The following is a 17,731-nucleotide window of genomic DNA, read 5'->3' as shown; positions in this document are numbered from 1 at the left end:
GCGGCCTCGTCCTCAAACGCCGGACGGGCTGATGGTGCCTGGGGCTGGTGGGCAAGTGCGGGTGGGTGGGAACGCGCGGACTGGTGGGAAGCCGCGGATGGGTGGGAAAGCGCGGACCGGTGTGATTCTGCCTCGCTGCCTCGCTGCCTCGCCCTGAGGCGCCGGACGCGGCGACGGTGCTCTTCACGCTCTCCACGCGCGCGTGCCGCAGGAAAACGTCATTCCGTGCCGGCGGCTGTCGGCTGTCGGTGGGGTGGGGCACGATGGGGGCATGGCACCTACGAATGATCACCCCGGTGAGCAGGCGGCGCAGGATCCCATCAAGGTCCTGGCCATCCGGGAAACCGCCCTCTCCGTGGACGAGGTTTTCCGCGCCGTCGGGGACGATGCCGCTGGAGGGACCGCGCTGTTCGTGGGGACCGTCAGGAATCACGACGGGGGCACGGACGTCGATGCGCTCGGGTACTCGAGCCATCCCAGTGCCGAGGCGGAGATGCGCCGGGTCGCCGAGAAGGTTGTCGCCGAGTACCCCGTGCGGGCGCTCGCGGCCGTTCACCGGGTGGGAGATCTCAAGGTCGGGGACCTGGCGGTCGTCGTCGCCGTGTCCTGCCCGCACCGTGGTGAGGCCTTCGAGGCCTGCCGCAAGCTGATCGACGACCTGAAGCACGAAGTGCCCATCTGGAAGCACCAGAAGTTCTCGGATGGTACGGAGGAGTGGGTCGGGGCCTGCTGAGGAGTGGGCGGGCCTGTTGATGCCGCGCGTCCGCGCGTGCGTTCCGGTTGCGTAACCCGACCCCTGCCGTGAGCGTTGAACACACGCATGGTTAATCTGGTGATCAGTCAGTTGCGGTCGCTCACGGGGTTCGGAGGTCGGCATGGCGGCGCTCGCCTGGTTGCTGATTCCGCTTTTGGCTGCGATCGGTGCCGGACTCTGGGGCGGTTGGGCCAGCCGCAACCGCAAGTCCATCGGAGACGGTGCCGAGCTCGCGGGCTACACACGCTTCCGCGAGGCCATGGAAAGCCCGGCGCGGACGCCTGACCAGCCCCGAAGCCAGGCCCCGGAGCCAGACCCCACAGAGGCCTGACCGGCCCCGGAGCCCCGTACGGGCGGCCCCGACGGTGCACTGACAGGGTGGTCCCGTACTGTCGTTCCATGCCACGCCGCACCGCGACGATGCTCGCCTCCACCCTGATGCTGATCGCGCTCCTGTGCGCGGGAGTCTTCATCAATGTGCCGTACTCGGAGATGTCACCGGGCCCGACGGTGAACACGCTCGGCGAGCACGACGGCGAGCCGGTGCTCCAGATCTCCGGCCGCAAGACCTACCCGGCGAGCGGCCACCTCAACATGACGACGGTCCGCGTCACGAGCGCCGACTACAAGATGAACCTCGTCGAGGCCGTGTACGGCTGGCTGGCACACGACAACAAGGTGGTCCCGCACGACACGCTCTACCCCGACGGCAAGACGGAGGAGCAGTCCACGCAGGAGAACGCCGAGGAGTTCAGCCAGTCCCAGGAGAGCGCCAAGGTCGCGGCCCTCAGGGAGCGGAACATCCCGGTGAAGTCCTGGACCATCGTCTCCTCCGTGCTCAAGGACAGCCCGGCCGAGGGCAAGCTGCACGCGGGCGACGTGATCAAGGCTGTGGACGGTACGCCGGTCAAGGCGTACGAGGAGGTGGCGAAGCTGGTCACCAAGCACAAGCCGGGCGAGAAGGTCGTCTTCACCGTCGTGCCCGCCAAGGAGCAGGCGGCCGCCGAGAAGGAGAAGCGGACGGCGACCAAGACCGAGGACATCACCATCACCACGGTGAAGTCGGACGACGACGGCGAGGAGCGTGCGATCGTCGGCATCGCGGCCGGCACCGACCACACGTTCCCGTTCACCATCGACATCAAGCTCGCCGACGTCGGAGGCCCGAGCGCCGGCCTGATGTTCGCCCTCGGCATCGTCGACAAGCTCACCCCTGGCGACCTCACCGGCGGCAAGTTCGTGGCCGGCACCGGCACCATCGACGACGACGGCAAGGTCGGCCCCATCGGCGGCATCGAGATGAAGACCGTCGGCGCCCGCGACCAGGGGGCCCAGTACTTCCTGACGCCCAAGGACAACTGCGCGGCCGCCGCCCGCGACATCCCCGACGGGCTCACCCTCGTCAAGGTCGGCACCATCGACGACGCGATGAACGCCCTCGAGGACATCCGCGGCGGCAACACGGACAACCTGCCCCAGTGCACGAAGAGCTAGCCGGGCCGGCTCATGCAGGACTACTCCGCGAACGTCGCCGCCAGTGCCTCCGCCAGCCCCGGCACCAGATCGGACCCGGTGAGGACCTCGGTCGGCGAGTCCTTCTCGCGCAGCCGCAGCGCCGACTCGCGCTTCCCGCCGCGCAGCACCGCGACGGTCATCCGGACCTCCTGGCGCTCGGGGTGCTCGGCGACCCACTTCGCCAGACGTTCCTCGTCGAGGCCGTCAGGAACGGACGCCTCCGCGCTCGGCGGCAGCATCAGCCGCTCCAGGGACAGGGCGCAGCCGGCCACCGCGTCCGGCCAGGCGATCGTGCCGAGAAACTCGTCCAACGCGCTGCCCGCGGGGAGTTCCTCCTGTTCGATAGGGGTAAGGGCGCCCTCGGGCGCGTCGTCGCCGAGACCGAGGCGTGCCGCGAGACCCGGTTCCTCGGAGCGCAGTTGAGCGGTGTCGACGAGCGCGAAGAGTCGCGCGGGCTGGTCCCAGCCGAGCCCGGAGACGTACTCGTCGATTTCGAGCACGGCACGGGTCAGGGGACTGGCCGCCATGGGGGTGCCTTTGGAGGCGGTGTTGGACATGGTCACAATCCTGCCTCGTTCGGACCCGGAACCGGGAACCGAGTAAAGCATCAGTAAGTTGCATAGATGTGGCCCTGCGTTCGCCGGGCCCCAGAAGACCAACAGCGAACTTCGAGGTGCGCACCTTGGCTTTCCAGATGCCGGACCGCGGCGGAGGCCCGACGGGGCCACGGATCAGAGTGGGCCGACCGTCCCGGCGCGTCCGGACCCTGCTCATGACACTGGGCGTACTGGCCGTGCTGGCCATGGCCTTCGTCATGTTCGCGGGGTTCTGGACGGACTGGCTCTGGTACCGATCGGTCAAGTACTCGTCTGTCTTCACCACCACCCTGTGGACCAAGATCGGCCTGTTCTTCGTCTTCGGACTGCTGATGGCCCTGGCCGTCGGCGTGAACATCTGGCTGGCCCACCGGCTCAGGCCTCCCCTGAGCGCCATGTCGATGGAGCAGCAGAGCCTCGACCGCTACCGGATGGGCGTGGCCCCGTACAAGAAGTGGATCCTGCTCGGGATCACGGCCCTCGTAGGGCTGATCGCGGGCGCCTCCGCGGCGGGCCAGTGGCGTACGTGGCTGATGTGGGTGAACGGCGTGTCCTTCAACCAGAAGGACCCCCAGTTCCACCTGGACGTCTCCTTCTACGCCTTCGATCTGCCCTGGTACCGCTTCCTGCTGGGCTTCGGCTTCGCCGCCGCGATCCTTTCGGTGATCGCCGCCGCGCTGACCCACTACCTGTACGGCGGACTGCGGATCACCAGCCCCGGCGCGCGTGCCACGGCCGCGGCCACGGGTCACCTCTCCGTGCTGCTCGGCCTGTTCGTCACGCTGAAGGCGGTCGCGTACTGGCTCGACCGGTACGGACTCGCGGTGAAGTCCAGTGACTTCAAGGCGACGGGCAACTGGACGGGCCTGAGGTACGTCGACGCGAACGCGTATCTGCCCGCCAAGACCATCCTGTTCTGCATCGCCGTCATCTGCGCCCTGCTGTTCTTCGCGACCCTGTGGCGGCGCACCTGGCAGCTGCCCGTCATCGGCTTCGGCCTGATGGTGCTCTCCGCCATCCTCATCGGCGGTCTGTACCCGGCGATCGTCCAGAAGTTCCAGGTCCAGCCCAACGAGCAGGCCAAGGAAGCGCCGTACGTCGACAAGAACCTCAAGGCGACCCGCGAGGCGTACGGGATCGACGGCACCCAGGTCAGCGACTACGCGGGCACGAGTGAGACCGACGACAAGGCCAAGCTGCGCGAGGACGCCGACACGACGGCGAGCATCCGCCTGTTGGACCCCAACATCGTCTCGCCGACGTTCCAGCAGCTCCAGCAGGTGCGGAACTACTACTCGTTCCCGACCAACCTGGACGTCGACCGGTACAGCAAGAACGGCAAGGACCAGGACACGGTCATCGGTCTGCGTGAGCTGAACCTCAGCGGCATTCCGAAGAACAACTGGATCAACGACCACTTCCGGTACACCCACGGATACGGTGCCGTCACGGCCGAGGGCACCTCGGCCGACGGCGAGGGCCGCCCGGTCTTCACCGAGTACGACCTGCCGTCCAAGGGCGATCTCGGCAAGTACCAGCAGCGGATCTACTACGGCGAGAAGACCACCCAGTACTCGGTCGTCGGCGGTCCCCAGAAGGAGATCGACTACTCCGACGACACCGGCGAGAAGACGACCAGCTACAAGGGCGACAGCGGCGTCAACCTCTCCAACCCGGTCAACCGGGCCGCGTACGCGGTGGCGTTCAACGAGCCGCAGATCCTCTACTCCGGTGCGATCGGCGAGGGTTCGCGAATCCTCTACAACCGCACCCCCAAGGAGCGCGTGGAGGCGGTCGCCCCCTGGCTGACCATCGACGGTGACGCCTACCCGGCGGTCGTCGGCGGGAAGATCCAGTGGATCGTCGACGCGTACACGACCACCAACGGCTATCCGTACGCCTCGCGCACCACCCTCGGCGACACGACGGCCGACTCGCTGACCGCCGCCAACAACCAGCGTGCGGTGGTGGCCCAGCAGAACCAGGTCAACTACATCCGCAACTCGGTGAAGGCGACCGTCGACGCGTACACCGGCAAGGTCACGCTCTACGAGTGGGACACCAAGGACCCGGTCCTGAAGACCTGGAAGAAGGCCTTCCCCGGGACGGTGAAGCCGAAGGGCGACATCCCGCAGTCCCTCATGGACCATCTGCGGTACCCGCAGGACCTGTTCAAGGTCCAGCGCGAACTGCTGACCCGGTATCACGTGAAGGACGCGACGACGTTCCTCAGCGGCAGTGAGGTGTGGCAGGTCCCGGACGACCCGACCAACAAGTCGGGCGACGCCGTGCCGCCGTACTACCTGAGCATGCGGATGCCAGGTGAGCAGTCCCAGGCGTTCTCACTGACGACGACGCTCACCCCGAACGGCCGGGACAACCTGAGCGCCTTCATGTCCGTCAACGCCGAAGCGGGCACACCCGACTACGGCAAGATCACCGTCCTGAAACTCCCGACGGGCAGAACGGTCGACGGACCCAAACGGGTGCAGAGCCAGTTCAACTCCGAGCCATCCATCGCCGAGTCCATCAGGCTCCTCAGAGGTGGTGACTCGGAAGTCGAGTACGGCAACCTGCTGACGGTCCCGCTCGACGGAGGACTGCTCTACGTGGAGCCGGTCTACGTACGCGGTGGTGGACTCAAGTACCCGCTGCTGCGCAAGGTGCTGGTGACCTACGGAGGCCAGACCGCCTTCGAGGACACCCTCGGCGAAGCGCTCGACAAGGTCTTCGGGACGGACACGGCCCCGGAGCCGCCACCGGACGAGGGCGAGGACACGACCCCGCCACCGCCAACCGGTGACGCGACGGTCCAACAGGCGCTCGACGACGCCCAGAAGGCCTACGAAGCCGGCCAGGAAGCCCTCAAGAAGGGCGACTGGGAGGCGTACGGCCGGGCGCAGAAGGATCTCGAGGATGCGCTGCAGCGGGCCGAGGAAGCGCAGGCCAAGCCCGACAACACCGGGGGTGGGGGCGCCGGCGACGGCGGCAACAGCACCGAAGAGGGCGGTGGCAGCGGCTGAGCAGCGACTGAGCGGAATCGAGTGAGCGAAAAGCCCGTCCCGCGCCGTGATACGGTTGCCGAACAACGGCGCGGGGTGGAGCAGCTCGGTAGCTCGCTGGGCTCATAACCCAGAGGTCGCAGGTTCAAATCCTGTCCCCGCTACTGAAGACGAAGGGCCCGAATCCTCAAGGGATTCGGGCCCTTCGGCGTGGGTGCACCGTGCGTGTGTTCCCCAACTGACCAGTCCTGCCCAAGTGAAGGCTGCTGCATGCGGGGAGAGTTGAGAAAACTGTGTTTGACTTGTCTCTCTGTGGGCATGTCGACAAAACGCTGAAGTGACCTCACTGGCTGCGGTATACCAGGTGTACCCAGGTTGCAGGTGGTGCGACGATGGACGTTATGGGGGACAAGGCAACTCTGTTGGAGACAGGGCGATTTGTGCAGCCCTCCGACCGGGACGAGACCGGCGAGGCTGCGGAGGAGGCACGTCAACGGCTCGCCGCCGAAGCCGGCGACGTCGCTGCCATGAGCGTCCTCGGAAGCCTGCTGCTGCGCCGCGGCGATCTCGACGGAGCCGAGCCTCAGCTGCGTGCTGCCACCGCCGCCGGTGACCGTGCCGCCGCCAACAACCTGGGTGTCCTCCTGCACCAGCGCGGATACGCCGACGAGGCCGCCGGCTGGTGGCGGATCGCCGCCGTCGCCGGGTCCGCGGCCGCCGCGCACGCGCTCGGCCGCCACCACCGTGAGCGCGGGGACGAGCCCGCCGCCGAATACTGGCTGCGCCAGTCCGCCGAGCAGGGGCACTCCCTCGGCGCCTACGCCCTCGCCGACCTTCTCGAGCACCGCGGAGACACCGGCGCCGAGCAGTGGATGCGGTCCGCCGCCGAGCGGGGGCACCGGGAGGCGGCGTACCGGCTCGCGCGTGCGCTGGACCGGCGGGCCGCCGGAGAGAGCGCGGAGCAGAGCGGCACCGACGACGGTGCCGGGCTGTCCGTCATGGCCGAGGCCGAGCAGTGGTACCGGCAGGCCGCCGCACGCGGGCACCGCAGGGCCGCGCTGCACCTCGGGGTGATCCTGGAGAGGCGCGGGAAGCTGAAGGAGGCCGGGCGCTGGTATCTGACGTCCGCCAAGGACGGCGAGGCGCGGGCCGCCTGTGCGCTCGGGTTCCTGCTGCGTGACGCGGGCGACACCGAGAGCGCCGCCGTGTGGTGGCTGCGGGCCGCCCAGGACGGCGACGGGAACGCCGCCAACGCCCTGGGCGCGCTGCACGCCGAGCGCGGCGAGACGCAGACCGCCGAGCGCTGGTACCGGGCCGCGATGGACGCCGGTGATGTGAACGGCGCGTACAACCTGGGGCTGCTCTGCGCCGAGCAGGGGCGGACCGCGCAGGCCGAGCAGTGGTACCGGCGCGCGGCGTACGCGGGGCATCGTGAGGCGGCGAACGCGCTGGCGATCCTGCTGCTCCAGGTCGGCGACGCGGCCGGAGCCGAGCCGTGGTTCTCCAAGGCCGCGGAGGCCGGCAGCGTCGACGCCGCGTTCAACCTCGGGATCCTGCACGCGGGGCGTGACGAGGACGCAGCGGCGCTGCGGTGGTACGAGCGGGCCGCCGCCGCCGGGCACACCGAGGCCGCGCTTCAGGTCGGGATCGCGCGGCTTCGGGACGGGGACGAGCGGGATGCCGAGCGGCATCTGCGCTGCGCCGCCGGCGGAGGGAGCGCGGAGGCCGCGTACCGGCTGGCCGCCGTGCTCGACGCGCAGAGGCCGCCGGCGTCCACGCATGAGCTGGGGGAGCCGGCCACCGAGAAGAGCGAGTGTGAGGAGTGGTACGAGCGGGCTGCCTCTCAGGGGCATCGGCGGGCTCAGGTGCGGGTCGGAATGCTGGCGTCCGCCCGTGGGGACGTCGTCGAGGCGGCTCGGTGGTATCGGGAGGCGGCCGAGGCCGGGTCTCGCAACGGCGCGTTCAATCTCGGGCTGTTGCTCGCCCGGGAGGGGAGCGAGCCCGAGGCCGCCCTGTGGTGGACTCGGGCCGCTGACGCCGGGCATGGGCGGGCTGCTTTGCGGCTTGCGCTCGTCTACGCGCGTCGGGGTGAGCTTGCGGAGGGGCAGCGGTGGGCCGACCGGGCCGTGTCGCTGGGGCCTGACGAGGTTTCCGAGCGGGCGGCCAGGCTTCGTGACGCCTTGGGCGAGGAACTGTCCGCTTGACCTGCCCGGGGCCGCCCGCACAGCGATTTGCGCTGGTCGACCCTGCTGACGTAACGTTCAGTTCATCGCCGCGGGGTGGAGCAGCTCGGTAGCTCGCTGGGCTCATAACCCAGAGGTCGCAGGTTCAAATCCTGTCCCCGCTACTGAAGGCCGGAGGGCCGGAATCCGAAAGGGTTCCGGCCCTCCGGTGCGTTCACCACCGGGTGCGACCGGGTGCGTTCACGGCCGGTGGCCCACCGCCTCCGCGTACAGCGAGCGGTCCACCAGGCGGGACTCCGGCAGCGCCTCCCCCTCCGAGACGCCCGCCGCGCGGTACGCGGACTGGAGCCGGTCCGTCGTCCCCCCGCGGATCTCCCAGTCCATGCGGAGGGACGGCGTCGACTCCAGGACCGTACGGTCCGTCTTCAGGAGCTTGGCCAGCGTGGCCGCGAAGGCCGGGTCCTTCTTGTAGTCACCGGCGAAGTACGTGTTGATCGTGCGGATGTACGCCCGCAGCAGCGCGACGCCCGCGTCCACGTCGTCCCTGAGCAGGTTCGGGCCGAACAGCATGCCGCCCAGGGGCTCGCCCGCGGGCTGGCCGCCGAGGAAGGCGAAGCGGTCGTCGCCGTCGACCTTGCGCCAGACCGGGTCGAGGAGCCACGCGGAGTCGACGCCGCCGTTCTGCAGAGCGGTGAGGACGTCGGCCGAGCCCAGCGCCTGGAACTGCACCTCGTCGAGGCCGCCGCCGTGCTTCTTCAGGGCCTTGTTCATGGGATACGCGATGACCGACCCCTTGCCGATCATCGTGCCGAGCTTGCGGCCGGCCATCGGGACATGGGACGCGCTCTCGCCGTCCTTCAAACGCACCCACAGGCCGCTCTTCGACTTCGGGTCGGGCGAGAAGTTCCCGGCGACCCACTTGATGTCGAAGCCGCCGTTGACGCCGTTGATCACGGCGGCCTCGGGAGCGGCCCACTGGGCGTCGACGTCGCCCTTCGCGAGCAGGGGCAACGCATCCGGGGTCGGCAGCACCTTCAGCGTGACGTCGAGGCCCTCCTTCTTGAACTCGCCCTTCTCCACGGCCACTTGAAGCGGAGCCACATACTCCGCACTGAGCGTGCCCGTCGCGATCGTCAGCTTCCGGGTCTCGGTCAGGGGCTGTGGGGCCGGAGTGCCCTTGGTACAGCGCGCGGGCGCACGGTCCGCGGCCAGGTCGGCCGGACCCGTCCAGCTCCCGGCACCGCAGCCGGACACCGCCTTGATGGTGCGCGGCTCGGCCGGACCGGCGCCCGCCCCGGAGTCCTGGGCGGCGCACCCCGCCGAGACGACCAGCGCCCCCACGGCCAGCACGGCCCTTGCGGAACGCCTCATGACTGCCCCCGTCCCCGGTCGCGCGGCGCCCACGGAGTGAGCAACCGCCCCAGAACCCGTACCAGTTCGGAAAAGACGACGCCGAGCACGGCGACGCAGACGATGCCGACGAACATCACGTCGTTCTGGAAGAGCGCACGCGAGTCGAAGATCAGATGACCCAGGCCGTTCGCCGCGGCGATCTGCTCCGAGGCGACGATGACCAGCACCGCCACCCCCGCCGCGATGCGCGCGCCCACCAGGACCGCGGGCAGCGAGGCGGGCAGCAGCACATGCCGGAACATCTGCCAGGGCGAGGCCCCGAAGACCTGCCCCGCGTCGCGGTACCCGGAAGGGATCGCCATCACGGCCGACATCGTGGAGATCCACACGAAGAAGAAGACGGTCGCCGCGACGAGCGCCACCTGCGGGCCCTCACCGAGCCCGAACATGTTCAGGAAGATGGGGAGGAGAGCGAGCTTCGGTACGACGTACAGGGCGTCCAGAAGCGGCTCCAGTGCCGCGCGTACCAGGGACAGCGAGCCCATCAGGAGGCCCAGCGCATAGCCCGCGAGGGTGCCGATCGCGTACCCGGCGAGTACGCGCTTGAGAGTGGCCCACACGTCCGGCCACAGATCCCCGGCCGCCGCGCGGTCCCAGCCGTCGGCCAGGATCGTGGTCGGTGCCGGGTAGATCCGGTCGTCGATCCAGGCCTGGGCCGCGGCCAGTTGCCACAGCAGGACCAGCACCAGGGGGACGGCGACCGCGAGGGAGAGTTCCAGGGTGCGGCGCCTGCGGTGGGTGCGTACGGGGTGCAGCTCCCGCGGGCCCGGGCGGCGGACCAGTACGGCTGTCGAATCGGTACGTTCCTTGCGTACGGCCGTGTTCATGCGGGCACCGCCTCCGGGCGCAGCAGCTGCCACAACTCGCTCTTCAGGGCGGTGAATTCGGGGGCCGAGCGGACCTCGCCGGAACGCGGGCGCGGGAACGGCGGGCGGCGTTCGGCGATGATCCGGCCCGGGCGCGCGGACATCACCAGGACGCGGTCGCCGAGGACGATGGCCTCCTCCAGGCTGTGCGTGATGAAGAGGGTGGTCGTGCGGGTCGTCTGGGTGATCTCCAGGAGTTCGTCCTGGAGGATCATGCGCAGTTGGGCGTCGAGCGCGGCGAACGGCTCGTCCATCAGCAGGATTTCGGGCTCCACGGCCAGCGCGCGGGCGATCGCCACACGCTGGCGCATGCCGCCGGAGAGCGTGGCGGGATATGCGGAGGCGAAGTCCGCGAGGCCCATGCGTGCGAGCCAGTCGCGGGCCCGGGCGTTCGCCTCGCGGCGCGTCAGGCGCTGGATGTCCAGGCCGAAGCGGACGTTCGCGAGGACGGTCTTCCAGTCGTAGATGCCGTAGTCCTGGAAGATCATGGCGGCCGGGCGGGGACTGGTCGTGCGAATCGCCAACTCGCCCGTGCTGGGGCGCAGCAGGCCCCCGGCGATGCGGAGGAGGGTGGATTTCCCGCAGCCGGACGGGCCGACGATGCAGACGAACTCGCCGGGGGCGACGGTCAGGTCCAGCGGGCCCAGGGCGTCCACGGCGGCGGGGCCCCGGCCGAAGGTCCGGCTCAGATCAGTGGCTTGGAGTTTCGGGTGCGGCTCTCCCACGGTGTCTCCTCGCGGAGTGCGGTACGGACTGGTGGGCGCCGTCGACGATATGACGGTCCGTCAGATTCGGGAAGTCCGCGTGCAGCAGAAAGCCCCGGTTCCCATGGGGTGCCGGGGCTTTGAGGAGTTGTACCTGCGGATCAGGCGGCCGTGCAGTTCGGGCACACGCCCCGGTACGTCACCTCGACGGCCGAGACCGAGAAGCCGAAGCGCTCGGAGTCGGGGAGGTCGGCGAGGGGGTTGCCGCTCGGGTGGACGTCGCGGATCGCGCCGCACTGGGCGCAGACCAGGTGGTGGTGCGGACGGTGCGCGTTCGGGTCGTACCGCTTGGCGCGCTTGTCCGTGGCGACTTCCAGCACCTCGCCGAGCGAGACCAGCTCACCCAGCGTGTTGTAGACGGTCGCGCGAGAGATCTCGGGCAGCTTCGCGACGGCGCGCGCATGGACCTCGTCGGCCGTCAGGTGGACGTGGTCGCCGTCGAGGACCTCGGCCACGACGCGCCGCTGCGCGGTCATACGCCAGCCACGTCCGCGCAGTCGTTCCAACAGGTCGCTCATGAAGACAAGCCTAACAGCAGACGACGCCAATCCCGAATGGGTGTGATTTTGGAGCCCTGCTGGACTTGGACTTTATCCAGGGTAGAGGTGGGCCGACTCCCTTCACGGGCCGGCCCGCCCCGCCCCGCCGCTCAGGCCGGTGCGTGCTGCCGCAGTGGTGCCCAGCAGCGGATGATGTCGCGGACCGAGACGATGCCGATGGGCTCGCCGTGGTCGAGGACGATCAGATGCCGGAAGCCGCCGTGCGCCATGGCGTGCGCCGCCTCCTCCAGCGTCCAGGACGGCGCGGCGAACACGACGTCGGTGGTGGTGTGGGCGTGTGCCCGCTCGGCGTCCGGGCTCTCGCCCAGGCCGACGGAGTTGAGGATGTCGCGCTCGGTGAGGATGCCGAGCCCGCTGTCGTCGGGGTCCAGGACGACGGCCGCGCCGACGCGGCGTGCGGACATCAGCGCGGCGGCCTGTCGGAGTGTGTGGTCGGGTCCGATGGTGAGGACCACCGTGCTCATGGCGTCGCGGACGAGCATGGACGGAGCCACCTCCTACGAATCCGGCTTGCGCTCGGATTCACAAGTTCACAAGTGTGGGGACTCTCAGAGTCGCAGGTAAAAGGAGGGGCAACAAGAGGGCGCGTACGGAGGCTTTGGGGTGCGCTGCCTTCCGGTTAGCGCCCCCTGGATGTCCCGGACGCCTCAGTACCGCTGGTTCAGGTAGCCCAGCAACTCGTCGTGGAGGAGGCCGTTCGACGCGGCCGCGTTGCCGCTGTGCGGGCCCGGGCGGCCGTCGAGGCCGGTGAAGCTGCCGCCCGCCTCGGTCACGATGATCGCGTTCGCCGCCATGTCCCACAGTGACAGCTCGGGCTCCGCGCAGATGTCGACCGAGCCCTCGGCGACCATCATGTACGGCCAGAAGTCGCCGTACGCGCGCGTGCGCCACACCTCGCGGGTCAGGTCCAGGAAGCCCTCCAGCAGGCTCTGCGCCTCCCAGCCACCCAGCGAGGAGTACGCGAAGGAGGCGTCCGACATGCGCGAGACCCGCGAGACATGGAGCCGGGACGCCGACGTCAGGCTGCGCCCGCTGAACGCGCCGTGCCCCTTCGCGGCCCACCAGCGGCGGCCGAGCGCGGGCGCCGAGACGACGCCGACCACGGGCTGGTAGCCGCCCTCGCTCGCCTCCATCAAGGAGATCAGGGTCGCCCACACCGGCACCCCGCGTACGTAGTTCTTCGTGCCGTCGATCGGGTCGATCACCCAGCGGCGCGGGCCCGTGCCCTCGACGCCGTACTCCTCGCCGAGGACCGCGTCCCGTGGCCGGGCCCGCTGGAGGTGGCCGCGGATCAGCTCCTCGGCGGCCTTGTCGGCCTCGCTCACCGGCGTCAGGTCCGGCTTGGTCTCGACCTTGAGGTCGAGCGCCTTGAAGCGGTCCATGGTCGCGGCGTCGGCGGCGTCCGCCAGGACATGGGCGAGGCGCAGGTCATCGCGATAGTCGGGCATGCCCGAACCGTATCTGCCCGCCTGCGGCCCCGGCCATACCGCCCGGGTGGTCGCTACAGGACCTCCCTCGCCGACCTCGCCGAAGCGGTGATCACTTCTCGCCGCGCACGAGGCCGACGTACGCTCCCCTTGACGCAGGCTCCTTGATGCCGGCGCGAACCCTTGACAGTGCCCCCATGCGCGTCAACTCTGGCCGCAGAGCCGATCGCCCCAGGGAGGCGACGATGCCTGCAGCCCGGGAATCCCTGCTCGACGCCGCCTACACGGCGCTCGCGCGCCGACCTTGGTCCACGGTGCGGATGGTCGACGTGGCCGCTGTGGCCGGGGTCTCCCGGCAGACCCTCTACAACGAGTTCGGCAGCAAGGAGGGGCTGGCCCGTGCCCTCGTACGGCGGGAGGCCGACGCCTACCTAGCGGGCGTGGAGCGTGCGCTCATGAGCCACGGCGAGCCTCGTGAGCGGTTGGCGGCCATCGCGGAGTGGACCGCGTCGGCGGCTCGCGGGAACGCGCTGGTGCGGGCGATGCTCACCGGCTGCTGGAGCGAGCGGCTGCCGTCGCCGACGCTGTCCGCCGTGCCGTCGTCCTCGGCGGTGCCGGCGCAGCGGCGGGCCGATGGTCCGTTGCCGTCGCCGGGGGATTTCGTGCAGTTGATCCGGGACCGGGCGGTCGGTGCGCTGACGGCGCCCGGGTTCTCGAAGCCGGAGGCGGCGGAGTTGGCGCGGGCCTGTGAGCTGGTGGTGCGGCTGGGGTTGTCGTGCGTGTTGGCTCCCGCCGGGGAGGGGGGTGCGGCCGGGTTGGTCCGGGACGCGCTTGCGACTGTGCGGGTGGTCAGCTGACGCGGGGGCGCTCCGCTGGAGGGCCGGTTTCTAAGCTGCGGGTTCGTTGTGGCTGGTCGCGCAGTTCCCCGCGCCCCTTACGGGGCGCTGCCCTTCGGGTCGCTTCAGTGTGCCGAGCCCGACAGTTGCAAGCCGATCACGCCAACGATCACCAGCGTGATCGAGACGATCTTCAGTGTGGAGACCAGGTCGTCCAGGAAGATCATGCCGTAGATGGCGGTGCCGGCCGCGCCGATGCCCGTCCAGACCGCGTACGCGGGGCCGACGTCGAGCTTCTTCAGCGCGAGGGTGAGGAGGCCGAAGCTTCCCAGGGCGAAGATGCAGAAGGCGATCGTCGGCCAGAGTCTCGTGAAGCCGTGTGACAGTTTCAGGCAGACGGCGAAGCCGGTCTCCAAGAGTCCGGCCACGACCACCAGCAGCCACGCCATGTGATGCCCTCCCACGCTCCGTGACCGCTTCGTCTGGCTTGGGTCCCGCTTGGTGCGATTATGCCTTTACCGTCGTGGCGGCGATGCAAACAAAACTGAGGTCACCGGCGATCAGTTGCCGTCAGTCGCCCTCGCGCCGCTCACGCGTGGCGAGCAGCCTGCGCAGCGAGTAGAGCCGGGCCGGATCTGCATGACCCTCGGCCACCCACTCGTCCAGCGCACAGTCCGGCTCGTCGTGGCTGCACGCGCGCGGACAGCCCTCGGTCCCCGGCACCAGGTCCGGGAAGGCCTGGATGACACGCGACGGGTTCACGTGGTGCAGCCCGAAGGACCGCAGGCCCGGAGTGTCGATCAGCCACCCGTCGTCGTCCGGCAACGGCAGCGCGAGCGCCGACGTCGTCGTGTGCCGGCCGCGGCCCGTCACCGCGTTGACGACCCCCGTCGTACGCCGCCGCTCCTTGGCCACGAGCGCGTTGACCAGCGTCGTCTTGCCGACGCCCGAGTGCCCGACGAACGCCGTGATCTTGCCGTCCAACTGCTTGCGCACCCGGTCCACCGCCTCCCCGCTCTCCAGCTCCTCACGGCTGGTCACCACATACGGAACACCCAGGGCCCCGTACAGCTCAAGGAGTTCGTCGGGCGGGGCGAGGTCCGATTTGGTGAGGACGAGGAGCGGGTCGAGCCCGCCGTCGTACGCCGCGACCAGACACCGGTCGACCAGCCGCGGGCGGGGCTCAGGATCGGCGAGGGCCGTCACGATGGCCAGCTGGTCGGCGTTGGCGACGACCACGCGCTCGTACGGATCGTCGTCGTCGGCGGTGCGCCGCAGTACCGAGGTGCGCGGCTCGATGCGGACGATGCGGGCGAGCGTGTCCTTCTTGCCGGTCAGGTCGCCGACGATGGCCACCCGGTCGCCGACTACCGCGGCCTTGCGGCCCAGTTCGCGGGCCTTCATGGCGTACACCACACGGTCCTCGACGAGGCACGTCAGCCGGCCCCGGTCCACGGTGAGGACCATGCCCTCCGCCGCGTCCTCGTGCTTGGGCCGGATGTTCGTGCGCGGCCGGCTGCCCTTGCGGCCCGGGCGGCTGCGGATGTCGTCCTCGTCGGTGTGCTTGCCGTAGCGACGCATGGTCCGTGTCCGCCCGTCAGTTCCCGAGCATTCCGGTCCACAGGTCGGGGAAGTCCGGGAGGGTCTTCGCCGTCGTCGCCACGTTCTCGATCCGTACGTCCGGCACGGCGAGGCCGATGACCGCGCCCGCCGTGGCCATGCGGTGGTCGTCGTAGGTGTGGAAGACCCCGCCGTGCAGGGGGCGCGGGCGGATGTGCAGGCTGTCGGCGGACTCGGTGACGTCGCCGCCCAGTTCGTTGATCTCCTTGGTCAGCGCGGCAAGGCGGTCCGTCTCGTGCAGACGCAGGTGGGCCACGCCCCGCAGGGTGGAGGGCGAGTCGGCGAGGGCCGCGACCGCCGCGATGCCGGGGGTCAGCTCGCCCACCTCACCGAGCTCCACGTCGATGCCGTGGACGGAGCCGGAGCCGGTGAACTCCAGGCCGCGGTCGGTCAGTTCGCAGGAACCGCCCATCTCGGTGAAGATCTCGCGCAGCCTGTCGCCGGGCTGGGTGGTGTGCACGGGCCAGTCGGGGACGACGATCCGGCCGCCGGTGACCAGGGCGGCCGCCAGGAACGGCTGGGCGTTCGACAGATCCGGCTCGACCGTCAGATCGCGGCCCAGCAGCGCGCCGGGCGTGACCCGCCAGACGTTCGGCTCGCCGCCCGACTCCGGGGTGTCCACCTGGGCGCCGATGGACCTCAGCATGTCGACGGTCATCCGGATGTGCGGCATGGAGGGGAGCGTCGAGCCGATGTGCCGTACCTCGACGCCCTGGTTGAAGCGCGGTCCTGACAGCAGCAGCGCGCTCACGAACTGGCTGGACGAGGACGCGTCGATCTCCACGGGGCCGCCCTCCAGGGCCCCGCCGCCGTGCACGGTCAGCGGCAGCGCGCCGCGGCCGTCGTCGTCGATACGGGCACCGAGGGCGCGCAGGGCGTCGATCACGCCGTGCAGGGGACGCTCGTACGAACGCGGGTCGCCGTCGAAACGGATGGGGCCGTCGGCGAGTGTGGCGACCGGGGGCAGGAAGCGCATCACCGTACCGGCGTTGCCGACGTCGACGGTGGCGGGACCGTGCAGGCCCGAGGGGATGACACGCCAGGCCTCGCCGGAGCCGTCCGGGCCGACGCCCTCCTCGATGCCGACGCCCATGGCGCGCAGGGCGTCGGCCATGAGCACGGTGTCGCGGGAGCGCAGGGGGCGGCGCAGCCAGCCGGGCTCGGCCGCGAGGGCGGCCAGGACGAGCGCACGGTTGGTGACCGACTTGGACCCGGGCACGTGGACCGTCGCGTGGACGGCTCCGCCGGCGTGCGGGGCGGGCCAAAGGGCGGTGTGTGCGGGGTTCGAGGCCATGGCCCCCACTGTATAAGCAGGGGGATGGGGAGGTCGTCTGTCCACTGCGGGTGCGTTGTGGCTGGTCGCGCCCCGCGGCGGAGCCGCAAATTGATACAGCCCCGCGCCCCTGAGGGTGGGCTGCGCCCCCCTCAGACCTGCAGCAGCCAGCGGCCCCCGCCTATCAGCGAGCACAGGCTCACCGCGTGGAACAGGAACAGCCACATGCCCGCCGGTACGTGTGTGAGTCGCGACAGTTGGTCCGCGTCGGAGTCGCCCGCGCCGCCCCGGGTGCGCTTCGCCTGGAGTTCGAAGGCCGGGCGTACGCCGCCGAGCAGGAGGAACCAGACCACGGCGTACGCGAACGCCGCCTGCACCTGAGGGCCCGTGAGCCAGGACACCACCACGAACGTGCCGCCGGTGACGACAACCGTGAGCGCGCCGTACGCGTTGCGGATCATCACCAGCATCGCCACGAGCAGCAGCGTGGCCAGCCACAGCAGCGCGGTGATGTGACCGGCGGCGAGGAGCGCGGCGCCGCCGAGACCCAGCAGCGGGGGAGCGGTGTAGCCCGCGGCCGCGGTGAGGATCATGCCGAGACCGGTCGGCTTGCCGCGGCTGACCGTGAGGCCGCTGGTGTCCGAGTGCAGCCGTATGCCACTGAGGCTGCGGCCGGTGAGCAGCGCGACCAGACCGTGGCCGCCCTCGTGGGCGATGGTGATGGCGTTGCGCGAGAGCCGCCAGACGCCGTGCGGGACGATCACGGTGAGGGCGGCCACCATGGTGGCGACGACCACCCAGATGTCGGGGTCGGGCTGGCTGCCGAACACCTCGTCCCAGAGGGTGGCCAGCGAGGTGGTTGCGGTGGCTTCCATTGTGTGTGGGGGCTCCTCTGAGGCGCGCGGAATCTGAGAGTGTGGCA

Annotated in this window: 17 protein-coding genes and 2 tRNA genes; 8 read left to right on the top strand and 11 right to left on the bottom strand. The window is 70.1% G+C overall.

Annotated features, from left to right (window positions below):
- Positions 1-271: 271 nt before the first annotated feature.
- From G5C60_RS25100 to G5C60_RS25090, 3 genes are all read left to right on the top strand, one after another.
- Entirely contained in the window at positions 272-733 is a 462-nt protein-coding gene (locus G5C60_RS25100; RefSeq protein ID WP_165263085.1) for a molybdenum cofactor biosynthesis protein MoaE, read from the top strand.
- Positions 734-875: 142 nt separating this feature from the next.
- Entirely contained in the window at positions 876-1,085 is a 210-nt protein-coding gene (locus G5C60_RS25095) for a hypothetical protein (RefSeq protein ID WP_165263083.1), read from the top strand.
- A 68-nt stretch (positions 1,086-1,153) separates the two neighbouring features.
- A complete protein-coding gene (locus G5C60_RS25090; protein WP_165263081.1) occupies positions 1,154-2,248 on the top strand; it encodes a YlbL family protein in 1,095 nt (364 codons plus the stop codon).
- A gap of 20 nt (positions 2,249-2,268) precedes the next feature.
- On the opposite strand, the gene G5C60_RS25085 is transcribed toward G5C60_RS25090, so the two are convergent.
- Complete coding sequence (locus G5C60_RS25085) at positions 2,269-2,826, bottom strand: PPA1309 family protein (RefSeq protein ID WP_241267046.1); 558 nt, start codon at positions 2,824-2,826, stop codon at positions 2,269-2,271.
- 137 nt (positions 2,827-2,963) lie between these two features.
- Between G5C60_RS25085 and G5C60_RS25080 the strand changes: the two genes are divergently transcribed.
- The 4 genes from G5C60_RS25080 (at position 2,964) to G5C60_RS25065 (ending at position 8,214) form a co-directional block, all read left to right on the top strand.
- A complete protein-coding gene (locus G5C60_RS25080) occupies positions 2,964-5,888 on the top strand; it encodes a UPF0182 family membrane protein (RefSeq protein WP_165263098.1) in 2,925 nt (974 codons plus the stop codon).
- A gap of 69 nt (positions 5,889-5,957) precedes the next feature.
- Positions 5,958-6,031: transfer RNA gene (locus tag G5C60_RS25075), tRNA-Met, on the top strand.
- 228 nt (positions 6,032-6,259) lie between these two features.
- The gene (locus G5C60_RS25070; RefSeq protein ID WP_165263077.1) at positions 6,260-8,071 is read left to right on the top strand and encodes a tetratricopeptide repeat protein; all 1,812 of its coding nucleotides are present in this window, start codon (positions 6,260-6,262) and stop codon (positions 8,069-8,071) included.
- Between the two features lie 69 nt (positions 8,072-8,140).
- Positions 8,141-8,214, top strand: a tRNA-Met gene (locus G5C60_RS25065).
- A gap of 76 nt (positions 8,215-8,290) precedes the next feature.
- On the opposite strand, the gene G5C60_RS25060 is transcribed toward G5C60_RS25065, so the two are convergent.
- The 6 genes from G5C60_RS25060 to hisN all read right to left on the bottom strand — a co-directional run bounded on the left by G5C60_RS25060 (position 8,291) and on the right by hisN (position 13,101).
- A complete protein-coding gene (locus tag G5C60_RS25060; RefSeq protein WP_165263075.1) occupies positions 8,291-9,421 on the bottom strand; it encodes an ABC transporter substrate-binding protein in 1,131 nt (376 codons plus the stop codon).
- Positions 9,418-10,290, bottom strand: a complete 873-nt coding sequence (locus G5C60_RS25055; protein WP_165263073.1) for an ABC transporter permease — start codon at positions 10,288-10,290, stop codon at positions 9,418-9,420. The genes G5C60_RS25060 and G5C60_RS25055 overlap by 4 nt, the downstream gene beginning before the upstream one ends.
- On the bottom strand, positions 10,287-11,054 hold the full coding sequence (locus G5C60_RS25050; RefSeq protein WP_165263071.1) for an ATP-binding cassette domain-containing protein: 768 nt from the start codon (positions 11,052-11,054) through the stop codon (positions 10,287-10,289). The genes G5C60_RS25055 and G5C60_RS25050 overlap by 4 nt, the downstream gene beginning before the upstream one ends.
- Positions 11,055-11,194: 140 nt before the next feature.
- Entirely contained in the window at positions 11,195-11,611 is a 417-nt protein-coding gene (locus G5C60_RS25045; RefSeq protein WP_165263069.1) for a Fur family transcriptional regulator, read from the bottom strand.
- A gap of 131 nt (positions 11,612-11,742) precedes the next feature.
- Positions 11,743-12,135: a CBS domain-containing protein gene (locus G5C60_RS25040; protein ID WP_165263067.1), complete on the bottom strand. Its 393-nt coding sequence runs from the start codon at positions 12,133-12,135 to the stop codon at positions 11,743-11,745.
- A 165-nt stretch (positions 12,136-12,300) separates the two neighbouring features.
- A complete protein-coding gene (hisN, locus tag G5C60_RS25035; RefSeq protein ID WP_165263065.1) occupies positions 12,301-13,101 on the bottom strand; it encodes a histidinol-phosphatase in 801 nt (266 codons plus the stop codon).
- Between the two features lie 224 nt (positions 13,102-13,325).
- Between hisN and G5C60_RS25030 the strand changes: the two genes are divergently transcribed.
- Positions 13,326-13,937, top strand: a complete 612-nt coding sequence (locus tag G5C60_RS25030) for a TetR/AcrR family transcriptional regulator (RefSeq protein WP_165263063.1) — start codon at positions 13,326-13,328, stop codon at positions 13,935-13,937.
- A gap of 104 nt (positions 13,938-14,041) precedes the next feature.
- On the opposite strand, the gene G5C60_RS25025 is transcribed toward G5C60_RS25030, so the two are convergent.
- From G5C60_RS25025 to G5C60_RS25010, 4 genes are all read right to left on the bottom strand, one after another.
- Positions 14,042-14,365: a DMT family transporter gene (locus tag G5C60_RS25025; RefSeq protein ID WP_165263061.1), complete on the bottom strand. Its 324-nt coding sequence runs from the start codon at positions 14,363-14,365 to the stop codon at positions 14,042-14,044.
- A 121-nt stretch (positions 14,366-14,486) separates the two neighbouring features.
- Complete coding sequence (rsgA, locus tag G5C60_RS25020) at positions 14,487-15,497, bottom strand: ribosome small subunit-dependent GTPase A (protein WP_165263059.1); 1,011 nt, start codon at positions 15,495-15,497, stop codon at positions 14,487-14,489.
- 16 nt (positions 15,498-15,513) lie between these two features.
- A complete protein-coding gene (gene aroA / locus G5C60_RS25015; RefSeq protein ID WP_165263057.1) occupies positions 15,514-16,830 on the bottom strand; it encodes a 3-phosphoshikimate 1-carboxyvinyltransferase in 1,317 nt (438 codons plus the stop codon).
- 131 nt (positions 16,831-16,961) lie between these two features.
- Positions 16,962-17,684 carry a M50 family metallopeptidase gene (locus G5C60_RS25010; protein ID WP_165263055.1) on the bottom strand — a complete coding sequence of 241 codons (723 nt, stop codon included), beginning with the start codon at positions 17,682-17,684 and terminating at the stop codon, positions 16,962-16,964.
- Between the last annotated feature and the right edge of the window lie 47 nt (positions 17,685-17,731).

Origin of the sequence: Streptomyces scabichelini (assembly GCF_011045015.1) — a bacterium.
Classification (GTDB): Bacteria; Actinomycetota; Actinomycetes; order Streptomycetales; family Streptomycetaceae; genus Streptomyces; species Streptomyces scabichelini.
Note: the sequence above shows the minus strand (reverse complement) of the source record. Positions and strands in the feature narration are given on the sequence as shown.

What these genes read in the sequence shown, in the direction of transcription:
- G5C60_RS25100 (WP_165263085.1), top strand. Translation starts at nt 272, where the DNA reads ATGGCACCTACGAATGATCACCCCGGTGAGCAGGCGGCGCAGGATCCC.
- G5C60_RS25095 (WP_165263083.1), top strand. Translation starts at nt 876, where the DNA reads ATGGCGGCGCTCGCCTGGTTGCTGATTCCGCTTTTGGCTGCGATCGGT.
- G5C60_RS25090 (WP_165263081.1), top strand. Translation starts at nt 1,154, where the DNA reads ATGCCACGCCGCACCGCGACGATGCTCGCCTCCACCCTGATGCTGATC.
- G5C60_RS25085 (WP_241267046.1), bottom strand. Translation starts at nt 2,826, where the DNA reads ATGTCCAACACCGCCTCCAAAGGCACCCCCATGGCGGCCAGTCCCCTG.
- G5C60_RS25080 (WP_165263098.1), top strand. Translation starts at nt 2,964, where the DNA reads ATGCCGGACCGCGGCGGAGGCCCGACGGGGCCACGGATCAGAGTGGGC.
- G5C60_RS25070 (WP_165263077.1), top strand. Translation starts at nt 6,260, where the DNA reads ATGGACGTTATGGGGGACAAGGCAACTCTGTTGGAGACAGGGCGATTT.
- G5C60_RS25060 (WP_165263075.1), bottom strand. Translation starts at nt 9,421, where the DNA reads ATGAGGCGTTCCGCAAGGGCCGTGCTGGCCGTGGGGGCGCTGGTCGTC.
- G5C60_RS25055 (WP_165263073.1), bottom strand. Translation starts at nt 10,290, where the DNA reads ATGAACACGGCCGTACGCAAGGAACGTACCGATTCGACAGCCGTACTG.
- G5C60_RS25045 (WP_165263069.1), bottom strand. Translation starts at nt 11,611, where the DNA reads ATGAGCGACCTGTTGGAACGACTGCGCGGACGTGGCTGGCGTATGACC.
- G5C60_RS25040 (WP_165263067.1), bottom strand. Translation starts at nt 12,135, where the DNA reads ATGCTCGTCCGCGACGCCATGAGCACGGTGGTCCTCACCATCGGACCC.
- hisN (WP_165263065.1), bottom strand. Translation starts at nt 13,101, where the DNA reads ATGCCCGACTATCGCGATGACCTGCGCCTCGCCCATGTCCTGGCGGAC.
- G5C60_RS25030 (WP_165263063.1), top strand. Translation starts at nt 13,326, where the DNA reads ATGCCTGCAGCCCGGGAATCCCTGCTCGACGCCGCCTACACGGCGCTC.
- G5C60_RS25025 (WP_165263061.1), bottom strand. Translation starts at nt 14,365, where the DNA reads ATGGCGTGGCTGCTGGTGGTCGTGGCCGGACTCTTGGAGACCGGCTTC.
- rsgA (WP_165263059.1), bottom strand. Translation starts at nt 15,497, where the DNA reads ATGCGTCGCTACGGCAAGCACACCGACGAGGACGACATCCGCAGCCGC.
- aroA (WP_165263057.1), bottom strand. Translation starts at nt 16,830, where the DNA reads ATGGCCTCGAACCCCGCACACACCGCCCTTTGGCCCGCCCCGCACGCC.
- G5C60_RS25010 (WP_165263055.1), bottom strand. Translation starts at nt 17,684, where the DNA reads ATGGAAGCCACCGCAACCACCTCGCTGGCCACCCTCTGGGACGAGGTG.